Source organism: Methylobacterium sp. WSM2598 (genome assembly GCF_000379105.1).
In the GTDB taxonomy this organism is placed as follows: Bacteria; Pseudomonadota; Alphaproteobacteria; order Rhizobiales; family Beijerinckiaceae; genus Methylobacterium.
Map to the genome: position 1 here is coordinate 4,749,104 of NZ_KB900609.1, position 16,255 is coordinate 4,765,358.

The window sequence follows — 16,255 nt, forward strand, 5'->3', positions numbered from 1 at the left end:
GCCTCGCCGCCGGATCGGTCGCCGGGTCGGCGCTCGGGGCCGGGGTGCCGCGACCCTGGGCGCCGCGACCCTGGGCGCCGCGACCCTGGGCGCCGCGACCCTGGGCGCCGCGACCCTGGGCGCCGCGACCCTGGGCCCTCCCGGGCGGCCGTTGACGGGAACCGCCCGCGCCCCGACAAGCGCCCGGGACAGCGGCTTTCACCCATGAGTTGATGACACAGGCAGGTTCAGCGTCCGCGTGGTCCCCGGTCGGGGGCGGCCCTCTCGGGGACCTCGTCCGGCGGCACGACTGGGCCGCCACGCCGCTCGGCGCCATGGCCGAGTGGCCCATGCCGGTGCGCACCGTCGTCCAGACGCTGCTGCTCTCGCCGGTCCCGATGGTGGCGATCTGGGGTCCCGAGGGCATCCTCGTCTACAACCAGGGCTACGCTGAGGTCTGCGGACCGCGCCACCCGCAGGCGCTGGGCGGCCGGCTGCTGGAGGTCTGGCCGGAGGCCCGCGCCTTCAACGCCCGCGTGATCGAGAGCGGGCGCGCCGGCCGCGCCCTCAGCTTCCGGGCCCGGGAATTCGAATTGCGGCGGAGCGGCCGGCCCGAGACGGTCTGGATGGACCTGGACTACACCCCGCTCCTCGGCGAGGACGGCGCGCCCCTCGGCGTGCTCGCCACCGTGCTGGACATCACCGCGCGCGTGCTCGGCACCGCGCGCGTGCTCGGCGAGCGCCGGGTGGCCGGGAGCGAGAGCCGCTTCCGCTTCCTCGACCGCCTCGCCCAGGCGACCGCGGAGGCCCGCGACGCCGACGCGGTGCTGGCCGTCACCACGCGGCTCGTCGGCGAGCATCTGGGCCTGTCCAACTGCGCCTACGCGGACATGGACCCGGACGGCGACGGCTTCACCATCCGCGGCAACTGGCACGCCCCGGGCTCGCCCTCCATCCTGGGGCATTACCGCCTCGCGGATTTCGGCGCGCTCGCGGTCCGGGAACTCAATGCGGGCCGGCCGCTCATCATCAACGACACCCTCGCCGAGATCGCGCCGCGCGAGGCGAAGACCTTCCAGGACATCGGCATCGCCGCGACCATCTGCATGCCGCTGGTCAAGCGCGGGCGGCTCACCGCGCTGATGGCCATCCACCACGCCGCCCCGCACCGCTGGTCGCAGGCCGAGCTCGCGCTCATCAGCGAGGTGACCGAGCGCTGCTGGGCCCATATCGAGCGCGTCGGCGCCGAGGCCAACCTGCGCATGAGCGAGGGGCGCCTGCGCGCCCTGGTCGACGCGACCGCGGACGCCGTCTACCGGATGAGTCCGGACTGGGAGGAGATGCGCCGGCTCGACGGCCGCGGCTTCCTCGCCGACATGGCGGAGCCGAGCCCGCGCTGGCGCGACCTGTACCTGGAGCCGGAGGATCGGCCCGAGGTCGAGGCGGCGATCGCGGATGCGATCCGGCGCCGCGGCCTGTTCGCGCTGGAGCACCGGGTGCGGCGCGCCGACGGCGGCATCGGCTGGACGCTGTCGCGCGCGGTGCCGCTCCTCGACGGGGCGGGCGAGGTGATCGAGTGGTTCGGGACCGCGAGCGACGTCACCTTCCGCCACGAGGCGGAGGCGCGCCTGCGCGAGAGCGAGGCGCGCTTCCGCACCATGGCGGACGACGCGCCGGTGATGACCTGGATCACCGAGGCCTCCGGCACCTGCATCTACCTGAACCGCCGCTGGTTCGAGTTCACCGGGCAGACGCCGGAGGAGGGGCTCGGCCTCGGCTGGCTCGACGCGGTCCATCCGGACGACCGCGGCCGGTCCGAGCAGGCCTTCCTGGCCGCCAACGCGCGGCGGGAGCCGATCCGGGTCGAGTACCGGCTGCGGCGCCATGACGGCAGCTACCGCTGGGCGCTCGACTCGGCCTCGCCGCGCCTCGACCCGGACGGGACCTTTCTCGGCTATTTCGGCTCGGTCGTCGACATCGACGAGCGCCGGGAGGCCGAGGCGCGGCTGCGGACGCTGACGGACGTCGTGCCGGCCTTCGTCTGGTTCGCCGCCCCGGACGGGCGGCTGCACTTCATGAACAGCCGCTGGTGCGAGTATACGGGCCAGACTCCCGAGGAGGTGCTGCCCGACGGCTGGATCGCGGCCGTCCACCCGGACGATCAGGCGCAGACCGCCGCGATCTGGGCCGAGGCGCGGGCCGGCGGCGTCTCCTACGAGGTCGAGCTGCGCTACCGCCGGCACGACGGGGCCTACCGCTGGTACGTGGCCCGGGCCGAGCCCCTGCGGGACGCGAGCGGGCGCGTGACGACGTGGTTCGGCACCTCGACCGACATCCACGACCGCAAGCTCGCGGAGGCCGGCCTGCGCGAGCTGAACGAGACCCTGGAGAGCCGCGTCGCCGAGCGCACGGCGGAGCTGCTCAAGGCCGAGGAGGCGCTGCGCCAGTCGCAGAAGATGGAGGCGGTCGGGCAGCTCACCGGGGGCGTGGCGCACGACTTCAACAACCTGCTCACCATCATCCGCTCCTCGGTCGATTTCCTGCGCCGGCCGGACCTGCCCGAGGCGCGCAAGGCCCGCTACCTCGACGCGGTCTCCGACACGGTCGACCGCGCCGCCAAGCTGACGAGCCAGCTCCTCGCCTTCGCGCGCCGGCAGACGCTGGACCCGCAGGTCTTCTCCCTCGGCGAGCGGCTGCGGGCGGTGGCGGACCTGCTCGAGACGGTCACCGGCGCGCGCATCCGCGTCGTGACCGAGATCCCCGAGACGCCCTGCTTCGTGCGGGCGGACCTCAGCCAATTCGAGACCGCGCTCGTGAACATGGCCGTCAACGCCCGCGACGCGATGGAGGGCGAGGGCACGCTCACCCTGCGGCTGACCTGCGCGGGCAGGCTCCCGCCGATCCGCGGCCATGCCGGGAGCACCCAGCCCTTCGCGGCCGTCTCGCTCTCCGACACCGGGACGGGCATCGCCCCGGAGGTGCAGGAGCGCATCTTCGAGCCGTTCTTCACCACGAAGGAGGTCGGCAAGGGGACGGGGCTCGGCCTCTCCCAGGTCTTCGGCTTCGCCAAGCAGTCGGGCGGCGACGTCGACGTGGCGAGCGTGCTCGGCCGCGGCACGACCTTCACGCTCTACCTGCCCGAGGTCGCCGCGCAGGCCCCCGGCGCGCGGGACGCGGGTGCCGCCGCGGCGGCCTCGCCGGTCGGCACGGGCCAGCGCGTGCTCGTGGTGGAGGACAACGTCGAGGTCGGCAGCTTCGCGACCCAGATCCTGGAGGATCTCGGCTACGAGACGACCTGGGCGGTGAATGCCGAGGAGGCGCTCGACAGGCTCGGGCCGGACGGGTCGGGCTTCGACGTGGTGTTCTCGGACGTGGTGATGCCGGGCATGGGCGGCCTCGCCCTCGCCCAGCAGTTGCGGCAGCGGCTGCCGCACCTCCCGGTGCTGCTGGCCTCCGGCTACAGCCACGTGCTCGCCCAGGACGGCCAGCACGGGTTCAAGCTGCTGCACAAGCCCTACTCGGCCGAGCAGCTCGGGCGCCTCCTGCGCCAAGTCACGGCGCGCCCGCCGCACGAGGGGCCGGTGCCGCCGCCGTGAGCCCCGGGCCCCGGGGCCCGTCCCGGCTCATGCCAAACCGGACGTGATCGTGCGGACAGCGGATGAGACGGGATCCGCTTCGATCGACCGGATCCCGGATCACTCGATCACCGTGTCGGCGCCGCTGAGCAGCGCCGTCGGAACGGTCACGCCGAGGCGGTGGGCCGCCCTCAGATTGACGAACAGCTCGACCTTGGTGACCAGCTGGACGGGGAGGTCGGCGGGCCGCTCGCCCCGGAGGATCCGCCCGACATAGAAGCCCGCCTGACGGTGCGACTGCATGAAGTCGCCGCCGTAGCTCATGAGGCCGCCCGCCAGCGCGAAGTCCCGCGACTGGGTGATGGCCGGCAGGCCGTGGCGCAACGCCAGGTCGGCGAGGGGCTGGCTGCGGTTCGCGAAGTAGGGATCCGAGGTGAAGACCACGCCGCTCGCCTTCCGGGCGGACAGGGTCGCGAACAGGTCGGGAAAATCCCGCTCGCGATCGGCGTCGTAGACCTGCAGCTGCACGCCGAAGCGCTGCGCCGCGTCGTGCAGGGAGGCCAGCTGGGAGCGGACGGTGGGGCTGGTCGGGTTGACGATCACCGGGAAGGAACCGGCCTGCGGCAGGCATTCGTGCATGAATTCCAGTCGCTTGCGGGACAATTCGACGCTCAGGCTGGAGACGCCCGTGATGTTCCCGCGCGGCTGCGCGAGGTCGTCCACGACGCCGAGCGCCACGGGATCGCCTCCCATCTCGAAGACGATCGGGACGGTCGCGGTCGCCTCCTTGGCCGCGAGCGCGATCGGTGCGCCGCCCGGTGCCGCCAGGACGGCGATCCGGCGCTGGACCAGGTCCCGCGCGAGGGCGGAGAGCCGATCGTACTGGCCCTCGGCCCAGCGGAACTCGATCGCGAGGTTTCGGCCCTCGCCGTAGCCCGCCCGGGCGAGGCCCTCGCGGAACGCCGCGAGGCGGCTGGCATAGGGGCCGGGCGATTCGGGCCCGAGATAGCCGACCACCGGCATCGGGGAGGACTGGGCGCGGGCCGGGCGCGGCAGGAACGCCGCGGCCCCGAGGCCGCCGAGCAGCGCGCGCCGCGGCAGGCAAGCGGCGCCGTCGGGGGATCGCGGCGGGCCGGAGGATGGTCCGGAGCGCGGACCCTGATTGCAAGGCCGTGACGTCGCCATCCCGGAACGCCCGAGGAAGCTCGATGCTGGATCGGCACCTTATCAGATCTTGCGCCGGCTTCGAGCCGGTGATCGCTCACCGTCGGACGGAGCGCGGAGGATCCGCGGCCAAGCGCTCCGGCGCCTGCCAAGGCATGAGCTGCCAAGTCATCACCTGCCAAGTCATCACCTGCCAGGTCATCACCTGGCAGGTCGTGAGCCTGCCACGTCGTGATCTGGCAGGTGATGAGCCTTCCAGGTCATGAGGACGGCGTCCCCGCCATAGGCGGCGAGATCCGCGCCCGCCTCGGCCGCGCGAAAACCCCGGCGCGTCCAGAAGGGCAGGCTCGCGTTCACCGCGACGAGCGCGGCGCGGCCGCTGTGGCGCCGGGCGCGGGCGAGGAAGCGGGCGACCCCCTCCCGCGCCGCGCCGCTCCCCCGCGCGGCGGGAAGCAGGGCGAGGTCGTGCAGGAAGGCCCGGCTGCCCCGCGCCGGGGGCGCCAGCACCCGGTTCAGCGGCGGGATCGACTCGTCCCAGGGATGGCCGGCGAGGTAGCCCCGCACCTGCGCCCCGGCGGCGAGGACGAAGGAGAAGTCCGCCCCGAAGGCGAGGCGGGAGCGCACCGCCTCCAGGCTCTCGTGGAGCGGGGGCGGATAGACCTCGTTCCCGATCCGGTGCACGGCCGGGAGGTCGTCGGCCCGCATCGGGCGCCACCGCATCGCGTCTCCGGCCGGATCGCTCACGCGAAGGCGACCGTGACGCCCGCCAGCGGCAGGCCGTCGAGCCGGGTGCTCCAGGTCTCGCCCGGGGCGACCGGCAGCGCCCGCGTCAGGGTGCCGGTGGTGACCACCTCGCCGGCGGCGAGCGGCGGGCTCTCCGGATCCTCGGCCAGCACCCGGACGAGGTGGCGCAGGGCCGCCAGGGGTCCGCCGCCGAGCACGTTCTCGGCCCGGCCCCGATCCGCCTCGGCGCCGTCGCGCAGGAGCGTGATCCGGAAGCCCGCGAGGGACGCGCCCCACGCGGCGGCGTTCGCCGGGGTGACCGCGGCCGGCGGCCCCATCAGCAGGGCGCCGTGCAGGCCGAAGGCCGCGACCGTGTCGGCGGCGGTGAAGCGCCAGCCGGGAAACAGCGACTGCACGACCTCGAAACCGTGCGCGACGAAATCCAGGCAGCCGAGGAGGGCCGCCTCGTCCATGTCCGGCTCCGGCGCGCGCGCGAGGCCGAGGACGATCTCGGGCTCGATGCGCGGCTCGACGGTCCGCGCCAGGGAGAAGGTGCCCGCCCGCCCCTCCGGGCGGTGCAGGGTCGTGTCGTAGACGTAGCCCCAGATCGGCGCGCGGACGCCGTACTCGTCCCAGATCGTGGTGTTGGTGAAGCCGATCTTGCGCCCGACCGCGCGCTCGCCGCGCGACTCGCGGATCCGGCGCACGGACGCGGTCACCCGGTACGCCTCGTCGAGCCGCAGGCCGTGGCCCTCCGCGCCGAGGGGCGCGATCTGCCGCCGCTCGTCCAGGGCGGCCAGCACCGCGCGCGCCACCGCGTCGGGCGAGGGCGCCTCGCGGTCCTCGGCCGGGGCTCGTTCGCTTCCGCTCACAGCTCGACTCCTTCACGAGGTCCGACGCGTCTCTCGCAGACCTCGCCGACCGTGGCCACCCTCGCGCGGCTCGGCGGCGGCCCTTCGCCGGGGATCAGCCTTGCGCCCGGGCAGGGCGGAACCGGCGGAGGCCCGGCACGATGCGCACGGCCCGCAGGCCGAGCGGATGATCGGGCCGCTCACGACCTCGCGGTGGCCCGGGAGGAGCGGCACGCCCCCATCCGGCTCCCGCCGACGGACGACACGGCGCGGCGGCACCACTCCCTTGGAAAAGCAAGAATACCGACGAACGATCTTGGCCGTCCAGCGGACGCGATCCTCGCGATGATGAATTCCTACTTTACGCCCTCTTTCGCCTTGCCCTGCTTTACACCTTCAGTTTGAACGTAGAATTCGTACGCACCGGCAGAGACATGCTCGAGCTCGGCGTCGTTCATCTCAGACTTCTGATGCTCTTGCGCATCGTGGGACTGCCCAGCCTCGCGAGAGGGCAGTTCCTTCGCAACCGAGGGCTTGACCATGGAGCTTCTCCGGTCCCGGAGCGGTGTCGCCCGCGATGGTAATCGCGTCGGCGGGAAAAATCATGGGCGACGCGGAGATCTGCGGGCCGTCGCCGCGTTCGCCGACGCAGCCGGCGGGTTCGCCCGGACCGTCGGCGATGCGGGGAGGGGGCGCGGCTCGGACCGTCCGCGTGCCCCCGACCGGACGCGGCCGCCCGCACGCGGTGCCGGACCGGACGGGGCCCGCCGCGCGTGAGGAGGCCCCGCCCGGCGGGGCCTCCACGGGGGCTCAGGCCGCCCGCGCGCTCGGAACCGGCGCGGGCGCGTCCATGGCCCGCAGGTAGACGTCGAGCAGCGTCTCGTGCTCGTCGCGCTCGTCCTGGTCCTGTTTGCGCAGCTTGATGATCTCCTTGAGGATCTTCACGTCGAGGCCATCGCTCTTGGCCTCCAGGAAGACCTCCTTCTTGGCCTCGTTGAGGTCCTTGATCTCCTCTTCGAGCTTCTCGATCCGCTCGATGATGGTGCGGATGCGGTCGCCCGGAATGCCGGCCGTGTCGCCCATGGGTTCTCCTCCGGTGGGGTCGCCCGGCAGCGTCGGGGATCGCAGTAAGCGAGGCGTTAACGGCGACCGCCGGTCGCGGGATGCAGCCGGCGCCGCGGCCTCGTACGCCATCCGGTTGATGGCTTCGCCATCTTCCATTTCGGCCATGCGGATGTCGGCTTCGCTCAGGCGCCGCGCTCAGGCGCCGCGCAGGCTCGTGAGCCGGGATTCGCTTCGATCAAGCGGATCCCGGATCACTCGATGACCGTGTCGGCGCGGGCGAGCAGCATGGTCGAGACCGTGATCCCGAAGCGCGAAGCGGCCCCGAGATTGAGCACGAGTTCGTACTTGGTCGGAAGCTCGACAGGCAGGTCCCCCGGCCTGGCGCCGCGCAGGACGCGGTCCGCGAAGGCGGCCGCCTGGCGCCAGGTCGCGCTCAGGTCGATCCCGTAGCTCACGAGGCCGCCCGCCTCCGCCAACTCGCGCGCGCCCGCGACGGTCGGGACGCGCGACGCGAGGGCGAGTTCGGCGATCCGCGCGCGGTGGGTGATGAACAGCGCGTCCAGCAGCACGATCACGAAGCCGGCGGAGTCCCGCGCGAAGGTCGCGAAGGCGGCATCGAGGTCCGCCGGGGAGCGGGCCTCGACCGGGATCAGCCGCGCCCGCAGCCGGTCCGCATAGGCCTGCGTGTTCTCGCGCTGGAACGGGATCACCGGATTGGCCGGGTTGACCAGCATCCCGATCCGCGTGACGCCCGGCAGCATCTCGCGGGCCACTTCGAGCTGCTTGCCGAGGAGGGTCTCGAAGCTGATCAGCATGCCCGTGACGGTGCCGCCCGGGCGGGCGAGGCTGGTCACCAGCCCGGCGCCGATCGGGTCGATCAGGGTCGCGGACACGATCGGGCGCTCCGGCATGACGCGCTTGGCGGCCAGGGCCGCGGCGGTCGTCGAGGTCACCACGAGGTCCGGGGCGAGCTGCGCGAGATCCTCCGCGAGGGGCCCCAGGCGCTCGATCCGGCCTTCGCTCCAGCGCAGGTCGAAGGCGACGTCCCGTCCCTCGGCGTGGCCGAGTTCCGCCAGCCGCCGCCGGAACGCCGCCACGAAGGCGCCGTGCGAGTCCGGCGACCCCGTGACGAGGATTCCGATCCGGCGCGGACCGCGCTCCGCGCGCGCGCCGAGGGGCCACGCCGCCGCGGCGCAGAGCGGGATCAGGTCGCGCCGCCGGATCGCCCGCCTCACGGGCGCGCGCGCCGCGGCCGGGATCGCCGGCGCGAACGGCCCTGGCATGGGGCGCCTCCCCGGATGTCGCTCACCGGGACGCAGCATACCCGCCGGGGATGGCGCCGCGAAGCCGCTCGGACCGCCGCCGGGACATCGTCCCGCCTCGGCCGCCCCGGCCGGGCCGCCGCGACCGGGACTGCGCGTTGTCGCGGCCCCGCCCGGGGCCCGCACCGCACCCGTCAGGTCGGTCGGTAGGCCGACCCGTCCGCGGCCCGCGCCGGCTCGGCGACGTAGCGCCCGTCGCGCGGCACCGCCACGATGGCGAAGTCGCGCACCAGCGCGTCGAGCCCCTCGCGCAGGGCCGAGCCCTTGAGCGGACGGCCGTGGCCGGTGACGGCGGTCTCGGGCCGCAGCCGCGCCAGGGCCTCGACCGAGGCCCGCGCCGCCTCCCAGTCGATCGTCAGGTAGCGGGGCGGCCCGTGCAGCTCGGTTTCCTGCACGGCGACGGCGTAGATCGATTCCTGGGCGGTGGTCACGAAGGCGTCCCCCGCCACCAGCATGCGGTCGTCCGGGCGCCAGAACGAGACGTGGCCCGGCGAGTGGCCCGGCGTGTGCAGCCAGCGCCAGCCCGGCAGGGGCGGGACGCTGCCGTCCTCCGGCAGCAGGCGGAGGCGCGCGCCGACATCCACGGGCTTGGTCGGGAAGAGCGGCGAGATCAGCGCGAACAGCCCGCCGCCCACCCGTGGATCCGGCGGCGGATAGGCGGCGCTGCCGTCGAGATAGGGCGTCTCCAGCCCATGCGCGTAGACGGGCGCGTCCCAGGCCTCCGCCAGATCCTCCAGCGCCCCGACATGGTCGAAGTGGCCGTGGGTCATCAGGATCGCGGCCGGCCGCGCCCCCGCGCCGAACCGGGCCGCGGCGGTCTTCTCGATGGTGCCGCGCGAGCCCGGGATGCCCGCGTCGACCAGCACCCAGCCGCGGTCGCCCGCGCCGGGCGGGCCGAGATAGACCACGTTGACCAGGGTGTGGCGCTGGTAGGCGACGTCCGGGGCGATGGCGTGGGTGCCGTCCGGACCGGCCGGCCCGTCGGCTCGCGCCTCGGGGGAGATCGGGATCTGCTGCGCCATGCCGGGACCTCGCCAGAAGGGACCCGGTTCAATGCTCCCTAGGAGTATGTGTTCCGGCGGGGATGGGCTACCGCCGCCAGATGCCGATCCGGTTCGAGCGCGCCTGCTCCTCGGCGGCGAGCAGGTCCGGCGTCGCGTCGGCGCCGGCCCGGCCGCCGCCGTTGAACAGGACCAGCTCCGAGAGATCCTGCCCGTCGAGGCTGCAGCGGTAGGCGCCGGCCTCCGCGGGCGTGCAGGACACGTCGCGGCGGCGCAGGTAGCGGCCGAGCTCGCGGGCGTTGCGGCCGGACAATCCCTCCACGCCGAGGAGCCGCACGGTCTGGCCGCCGAGGTCGAGGGTGCCGGTATCGACGACCGAGGGCGTGCCGCGCAGGAGGCCGCGCTCCGGCCGCGCCTCCGCGTCGGGATCGGCCGCCGCCGCCTCGGGCCGGGCCTGCGGCCGCTCGGGCTTGGGCGCCCGGGCCTTGGCGGCGCGGCCGCGCACCGCGATGGCCTGGGTGACGAAGTCGCGCCAGATCGCCGCCGGCATGTCGCCGCCCGTCACCCCCGCCATCGGCGCGTTGTCGTCGTTGCCGAGCCAGACCCCGACCACGATGTCCTGAGTGAAGCCGATGAACCACGCGTCGCGATTGTCCTGGGTGGTCCCGGTCTTGCCGCCCGCGGGCACGGCGACGCGGGCGCCCTTGCCGGTCCCCTCCCGCACCACGGCGGCGAGGAGGTCGAGCATCCCGGCCCGGGCGGCCTGGTCGCGGGCGGGGGTCGGCGCGGCGGCCGGGCGGGTGTAGAGCACCTGGTCGCGGGCCGCGATCTGCCGGATGGCGTAGGGCTCGACGCTCTCGGCGCCGGCGGCGAGCGCCGCGTAGGCGCGGGTGAGGTCGAGGAGCGTGGTCTCGGCGGAGCCGAGCGCGAGGCTCGGCAGGTTCGGCAGGTCGGACTGGATGCCGAGCCCCCGCGCGGTCTCGATCACCGCCGGGATCCCGACCGCCTCGGCGAGCTGCACCGCCACCGTGTTGATCGAGTGGGCGAAGGCCGTGCGCAGCGTGACCGCGCCGCGGTAGCGTCCGCCGTAATTCTCCGGCTCCCACTCGCCGATCTGGGTCGGGCGGTCGACCATCACCGAATCGGGCCGGTAGCCGTTCTTCAGGGCCGTCAGGTAGACGAAGAGCTTGAACAGGGAGCCGGGCTGGCGCCGGGCCTGCGTCACCCGGTTGAACTGGCTCTCGGCGTAGTCGCGCCCGCCCACCAGGGCGAGGATCGCCCCGTCCGGGCTCATCGCCAGGATCGCCCCCTGCGAGACCTTGCGGCGCTCGCCCGCCTCGTCGAGGTGGCGGGCGAGCACGCTCTCGGCGATGTTCTGCAGGGTGAGGTCGAGGGTGGTGCGCAGCGCGGCGTCGGCCGGGCCGGCTCCGATCAGGGCCTTGGCCTGGTCCGCCACCATGTCGACGAAGTAGTTCGTGCCCACCGGCGTCTCGGTCGGCACCTGCACGGTCGCCGGGTGCCGGCGGGCCTCCTCCGCCTGCTCGGGCGTGATCGCCCCGGTCTCGACCATCGCCTCCAGCACCTGGGCGGCCCGGCCGCGGGCGCCGTCGAGGTTGCGGTGGGGGGCGAGCTGCGAGGGCGCGCGCACGAGGCCGGCCAGCATGGCGGCCTCGCTCAGGGTCAGCTCGCGGGCGGATTTGCCGAAGTAGCGCTGGGAGGCCGCGTCGGCCCCGTAGACGCCGGCCCCGAAATAGGCGGTGTTGAGGTAGCGGGTGAGGATCTCGTCCTTGGGCAGCTGCGATTCGAGCCAGAGGGCCAGGATCGCCTCCTGCACCTTGCGCTTCAGGGTGCGGTCCTGCGACAGGTAGCTCATCCGCACGAGCTGCTGGGTCAGGGTGCTGCCGCCCTCGCGGGTGCCGCCCGCGGCCGCGTTGCGCAGGGCCGCCCGGAGGAGCCCGCGCAGGTCGACGCCCCGATGCGTGAAGAAGCGCCGGTCCTCGATCGCCACGATGGCCTGGGCCAGCACCTGCGGCACGTCGCGCGGCGCGAGCTTGGCCCCCTTGATGACGCCGCGGGTCGCGAAGGCCTCGCCGCCCTCGGCGCGCACCACCAGGGCCGAGGCGGTCGGCTCGACCACGAGGCCGCCATTCACCGGCAGCGTCGCCAGCGCGTAGACCAGGATGACGCCGAGGAGGGCGAGGCCGAGGGCGAGGCTGCCGGCGAGCACGCGCAGCCACGGCACGCGGGCGGCGGCGCGCCGGAGCGGGTGCCAAGCCGCCCGGAAACCCGCCGTCGCACCCGCCGCGGCCCGGCGCGCCGCCGGATGCGAGGCGGCGCGGGCGGCCCGCCCCCGGATCCCCGCGAGGCGCTCGCGCAGGCGGGACAAGGCGGCGCGGATCCTCCCGGTCCTCGCGCGCGGCGCGGGCCCCGTGCCGCCCGCGGGCGCGTCGGGAGCCGGGGCGGCGCCGAGGTCGAGCCAGTCGCGCCCCCGCCCGGGCGCTCCCCGCGGCCCCTCCGGCATCGCGGCTCAGCGGCCCGCCGCCTGGCGCGGCTCGATCCAGGAATGGCCGGCCGGGCGGCTGAAATGCAGGGCGCGGCCGTGGAGGCGCCGGTGGTGCCCGTGCGCCCGATGATGCCAATGCCGCCGATGGTGCCAGTGGCGCCGGTGGTGCCAATGCCGCCGATGATGCCAGTGGCGGCGATGGTGCCAGTGCCGCCGGTGATAATGGTGGCGGCGCCAGTGCCGGTGATGCCGCCAGTGGCGGTGGCGGCGCCAGCGCACCGTCTCGACGGTCGAGGGCTGGTCGAGGGCCACGGTCACGGCGGCCCGGGGAATGAGCGGCGAGGCGCTCGCCCAGCCGCACAGGGCCACGAGGAGGCCGAAGGCCAGCATCAGGTGACGGGCGCGCACGCACACCTCCGGGTCGCGGGAATGACGGACGCGTCCACAACGCCAAGCTCGCGATTGCGTTCCGACGCGCGCGCGCTCTGACCGGCGCGGGCGACCGCGCCTTGACGGCGGCGGGTTTCGCGGCAGTCTCGGGCGCGCCAGGGAGGAGACCGATCGTGAGCTTTCGCCCGTTCCTTGCCGTGACCGTCCTCGTCGCCCTCGCCGCGCCGGCGGCGGCCCAGCCGAAGCCGAAGGCGCCGCCCCCGCCGCCGAAGGAGGCGGCCCCGCCGCCCGACGCCTCGGCGGGCCTGCTCTTCCCCTGCCGGAGTGAGAAGGAGATCTGCTACGTCGGCGTGCCCAAGGACGGCAAGCTCACGGTTCTCTTCACCAACGACCCGAAGGGCGCGGAGATCTCCGGCCGGGCGCTCGCCGTCGCGGGCGAGGGGCCGAACGCGCCCGACCTCGCCACGAACGACGGCAAGGTCGTGATGATGGTCGGCACCTACGATCCCAAGGCCGGCCTGACCAAGGCCGAGATCGTGGACGTGGCCGGTCCCCTGGTCGCCTTCGCGATCAAGGCCTCGCTCGGCGGCGGGGACGAGCAGCCGGCCGCGCCCCCGCCGCCCGCCCCGAAGCGGCGCTGAGGTCACGCCGCGTCGTGGAAGATGAGGCCGGTCGCGCAGCGCTCGCCGGTGCGCACCCGGCTCACCCCGTGCCGGAGGGCGACCCGGTAGGCCCCGCGGCCGCCCTGCACCGGGCGGTGATGGACCGCGAAGATCACCGCCTCGCCCTGCGCGAGGGGCACCACCTCGGCCCGCGACTGCATGCGCGGCCGCTGCTCGGTCAGCACGAACTCGCCGCCCGTGAAGTCCCGCCCCGGGACCGAGAGCAGGATCGCGACCTGGAGCGGGAAGATCTGTGGGCCGTAGAGGTCCTGGTGCAGGCAATTGTAGTCGCCCGGGCCGTAGCGCAGCAGGAGCGGCGTCGGGCGGGTCTGCCCGGCGGCGCGGCACTGGTCGAGGAAGGCGGCGTGGTCCGGCGGGTAGCGCAGGGCCGAGCCCAGCGTCGCGCTCCACCGGTTGGCGAGCGGCGCGAGGCGGGAGTAGAGCGCACCGCGCAGGGCGGCGAGGGGCTCGGGGAGCGGATAGGCGAAGTACTTGTACTCGCCCCGGCCGAAGCCGTGACGGGCCATCACGATCCGGCTGCGGAAAGGAGCCTCGTCGTCGTAGAGCGCCCGCAGCCGCGCGCAGGTCGGCCCATCGAGGAGGCGGCCCGCGGCGGCGCAGCCGTGGGCGTCGAGATCCGCCGCGATGCGCGGCCAGTCGAGGGCCCCGACGGCGTCCGGGCTCACCGCTCGCCCTCCGGCGCGGTCGGCTCGCGGGGGCCCGCTTCGCGGGCCAGGAGGGTGCGCTTGCGCTCGACGCCCCAGCGGTAGCCTGAGAGCGCGCCGTCGTGGCGCACCACCCGGTGGCAGGGGATCGCCACCGCGAGCGGGTTCGCCCCGCAGGCCTGCGCGACCGCCCGCACGGCCCTGGGCTCGCCGATCGCGCGGGCGATCTGCGTGTAGGTGGCGGTCTCGCCCGCGGGGATCGCCCGCAGCGCCTGCCAGACCCGCTGCTGGAAGGCGGTGCCGATGATGTCAAGCGGCAGGTCGACGCGGCCCGCTTCCGGCGCCTCGACGAGGCCGACGACCTGCGCCACCAGCGCCTCGAAGCCGGGATCGCCGCCGATGAGGTCGGCCTTCGGGAAGCGGTTCTGGAGATCCCGCACCAGCGCCTCCGGATCGTCCCCGAGCAGGATCGCGCAGAGGCCCTTGCCGGTCGCCGCCACCAGCACGCTGCCGAGCGAGCAGGGGCCGACGGCGAAGCGGATCGTCGCGCCCTCGCCGCCCCGGCGATAGGCCGTGGGCGTCATGCCGAGGCGGGAGGGGGCGGCGGCGTAGAAGCGGCTCGACGCGGCGTAGCCCGCCTCGAAGATGGCCGCCGTGACGCTGTCGGCCTCGCGCAGGAGCCCCTCGGTGAGCCGCGCGCTGCGGCGCGCGGCCGCGTAGGCCCTCGGCGTGACGCCCGTCACCCGCTTGAAGACCCGGTGGAAGTGGAATGGGCTCTGGCCCGCCGCGCGGGCGAGCGCGTCGAGGGAGGGCGGGGTCTCGGCCTCGTCGATCATCCGGCAGGCCCGGGCGACGGCCTCGGCCTGGCGCGCGGCGGGGGCCGCCTCGTCCGGCCGGCAGCGCCGGCAGGGCCGGAAGCCCGCCCCCGCGGCCTCCCGGCCGCTGGCGTAGAAGGCGACGTTCTCGGGGCGCGGCGTGCGGGCCGGGCAGCTCGGCCGGCAATACACGCCCGTGGTGCGCACGGCGTACACGAAGGTGCCGTCCGCGGCGGCATCGCGCCGGACGAGCGCCGCGTAGCGCGGATCGCCCGCCGGGCGCGCGCGCATCGGATCGAGGTCGGGGAGGGTCATGGGGAGACGCTCATGGGGACGCTCATGGGGGACGCTCATGGGGATGGTCCTGCGGGCGGCGGCGGACGATCCGCGCCCGCCCGCCGCGATGCCGCCACTCTGGCGCGGACCCGCCCCGGCCCGCATCCCGGCGCTTGCGCCCGAATTCGTCCGCCCCGCGCCCGGCCTCGGACGGGGCATCCGACATCCGAGGGATTGCTTCGCCATCTCCCCTTTCGGCCATGCGGATGTCGGCTTCGCTCAAGCGCCGCGCGGGCTTGTCATACGACATCCGACGGATTGCTTCGCCATGCGGATGTCGGCTTCGCTCAAGCGCCGCGCGGGCTTGTTATCCGCATTCCGGACGTGATCGTCCGGACAGCGGATCAGGGGGCCAGGATGGCGGCCGCCACCGCCTCCGGGTGCTCCTCGTGCGGGGCGAGCGCTCCCGGGACGGTCGCCCGGGCGACGAGGCCCGTCGCCAGCAGCGCGTCCATCTCGGCGCCGGAGCGCCGCGGCGCGGCCTCCGGCCTCAGCACGCGCACGGGCGGCAGGCCTGGGCCGAACAAGCTCAGGAATTCCTCGCGGGTCGCCGCAGGGTCGAGGGCGCCGGTGACGAAGGCGGCCGTCCCGAAGCGGGCGCCGGGCTGGTGCGTCACCCGCCGCTTGGCGGCCAGCACCGCCGGCGTGACCCGGGCCGGGTCCGCGTAGACGTGGGCGCGCATCATCCGGGCGACGACCGGCGTGCTCAGGTTCACCCGGTAGAGGAGGTGGCCGAGAACCGGCGCCTCGACGGCCCGGCGCAGGCGGGCGTAGAGCGGGCGCCGCTCCGGTCCCATGGCGGTGGGGAGCGGGCCGCGCCAGGTCGGCGCCACCAGGACGAGCCGCGCGAAGCGGCCGGGATGGCGCCGCGCCGCGGCCGCGAGGTAGGGCGCCGCGTGGCCCGCCGCGACCCCGATCGCGAAGGGGCCCGGAAGGGCGGCGAGCAGCGCGTCGAGCACGCCGTGCAGCGCGGCCGGCGAGAGCGGCAGCCGCGCCCGCGGCTCGGCGCCGAAGCCCGGCCAGTCGGGGATCAGGCAGCGGAAGCGGCCGGAGAGGCGCTCGGCCAGGGGCCGCATCTCCTCCCGGGTCGCGATCGAGGACAGGGCCGGCAGCAGCAGGGCGTCCGGGCCGGAGCCGATCACGTCGCAGCCGACCGAGACGGTGCGGTCCGGCAGCGTCAGGGTGAGACGGCGCGTCTCCATGC

The 16,255-nt window shown here is 74.8% G+C and carries 14 protein-coding genes; 2 read left to right on the top strand and 12 right to left on the bottom strand.

Annotated elements, in window-relative coordinates; translation table 11 throughout:
• The first annotated feature begins 329 nt into the window (after positions 1–329).
• Positions 330–3,575 (top strand): PAS domain S-box protein, encoded by a 3,246-nt coding sequence (locus MET2598_RS0122415; RefSeq protein WP_018262425.1) that lies wholly within the window; start codon positions 330–332, stop codon positions 3,573–3,575.
• 99 nt (positions 3,576–3,674) lie between these two features.
• Here MET2598_RS0122415 and MET2598_RS0122420 read toward each other — a convergent pair whose 3' ends face one another.
• The 9 genes from MET2598_RS0122420 to MET2598_RS0122465 form a co-directional block, all read right to left on the bottom strand.
• The gene (locus MET2598_RS0122420) at positions 3,675–4,571 is read right to left on the bottom strand and encodes an ABC transporter substrate-binding protein (protein ID WP_018262426.1); all 897 of its coding nucleotides are present in this window, start codon (positions 4,569–4,571) and stop codon (positions 3,675–3,677) included.
• A 348-nt stretch (positions 4,572–4,919) separates the two neighbouring features.
• The gene (locus tag MET2598_RS0122430; RefSeq protein WP_018262428.1) at positions 4,920–5,438 is read right to left on the bottom strand and encodes a GNAT family N-acetyltransferase; all 519 of its coding nucleotides are present in this window, start codon (positions 5,436–5,438) and stop codon (positions 4,920–4,922) included.
• A 20-nt stretch (positions 5,439–5,458) separates the two neighbouring features.
• On the bottom strand, positions 5,459–6,313 hold the full coding sequence (locus MET2598_RS0122435) for a 2-keto-4-pentenoate hydratase (RefSeq protein WP_018262429.1): 855 nt from the start codon (positions 6,311–6,313) through the stop codon (positions 5,459–5,461).
• Positions 6,314–6,648: 335 nt separating this feature from the next.
• Positions 6,649–6,834 (bottom strand): hypothetical protein, encoded by a 186-nt coding sequence (locus tag MET2598_RS0122440; RefSeq protein ID WP_018262430.1) that lies wholly within the window; start codon positions 6,832–6,834, stop codon positions 6,649–6,651.
• Between the two features lie 268 nt (positions 6,835–7,102).
• Positions 7,103–7,375: a DUF2312 domain-containing protein gene (locus MET2598_RS0122445; RefSeq protein ID WP_012330997.1), complete on the bottom strand. Its 273-nt coding sequence runs from the start codon at positions 7,373–7,375 to the stop codon at positions 7,103–7,105.
• 233 nt (positions 7,376–7,608) lie between these two features.
• Entirely contained in the window at positions 7,609–8,640 is a 1,032-nt protein-coding gene (locus MET2598_RS0122450; protein ID WP_018262431.1) for an ABC transporter substrate-binding protein, read from the bottom strand.
• 173 nt (positions 8,641–8,813) lie between these two features.
• A complete protein-coding gene (locus tag MET2598_RS0122455) occupies positions 8,814–9,701 on the bottom strand; it encodes an MBL fold metallo-hydrolase (RefSeq protein WP_018262432.1) in 888 nt (295 codons plus the stop codon).
• 67 nt (positions 9,702–9,768) lie between these two features.
• On the bottom strand, positions 9,769–12,201 hold the full coding sequence (locus tag MET2598_RS0122460; RefSeq protein WP_012330994.1) for a PBP1A family penicillin-binding protein: 2,433 nt from the start codon (positions 12,199–12,201) through the stop codon (positions 9,769–9,771).
• Positions 12,202–12,207: 6 nt separating this feature from the next.
• Positions 12,208–12,591, bottom strand: coding sequence for a hypothetical protein (locus MET2598_RS0122465; protein ID WP_018262433.1), 384 nt, complete (start codon positions 12,589–12,591; stop codon positions 12,208–12,210).
• A gap of 155 nt (positions 12,592–12,746) precedes the next feature.
• Between MET2598_RS0122465 and MET2598_RS0122470 the strand changes: the two genes are divergently transcribed.
• A complete protein-coding gene (locus tag MET2598_RS0122470; RefSeq protein WP_036270495.1) occupies positions 12,747–13,214 on the top strand; it encodes a hypothetical protein in 468 nt (155 codons plus the stop codon).
• Positions 13,215–13,216: 2 nt separating this feature from the next.
• Here MET2598_RS0122470 and MET2598_RS0122475 read toward each other — a convergent pair whose 3' ends face one another.
• The 3 genes from MET2598_RS0122475 to MET2598_RS0122485 all read right to left on the bottom strand — a co-directional run bounded on the left by MET2598_RS0122475 (position 13,217) and on the right by MET2598_RS0122485 (position 16,253).
• Entirely contained in the window at positions 13,217–13,921 is a 705-nt protein-coding gene (locus tag MET2598_RS0122475) for a 2OG-Fe(II) oxygenase (protein ID WP_012330991.1), read from the bottom strand.
• Positions 13,918–15,030 (bottom strand): bifunctional DNA-binding transcriptional regulator/O6-methylguanine-DNA methyltransferase Ada, encoded by a 1,113-nt coding sequence (gene ada, locus MET2598_RS0122480; RefSeq protein WP_018262435.1) that lies wholly within the window; start codon positions 15,028–15,030, stop codon positions 13,918–13,920. Before ada ends, MET2598_RS0122475 begins: the two co-directional genes overlap by 4 nt.
• A gap of 365 nt (positions 15,031–15,395) precedes the next feature.
• Positions 15,396–16,253, bottom strand: coding sequence for an alpha/beta fold hydrolase (locus MET2598_RS0122485; protein ID WP_012330989.1), 858 nt, complete (start codon positions 16,251–16,253; stop codon positions 15,396–15,398).
• Positions 16,254–16,255 lie beyond the last annotated feature (2 nt).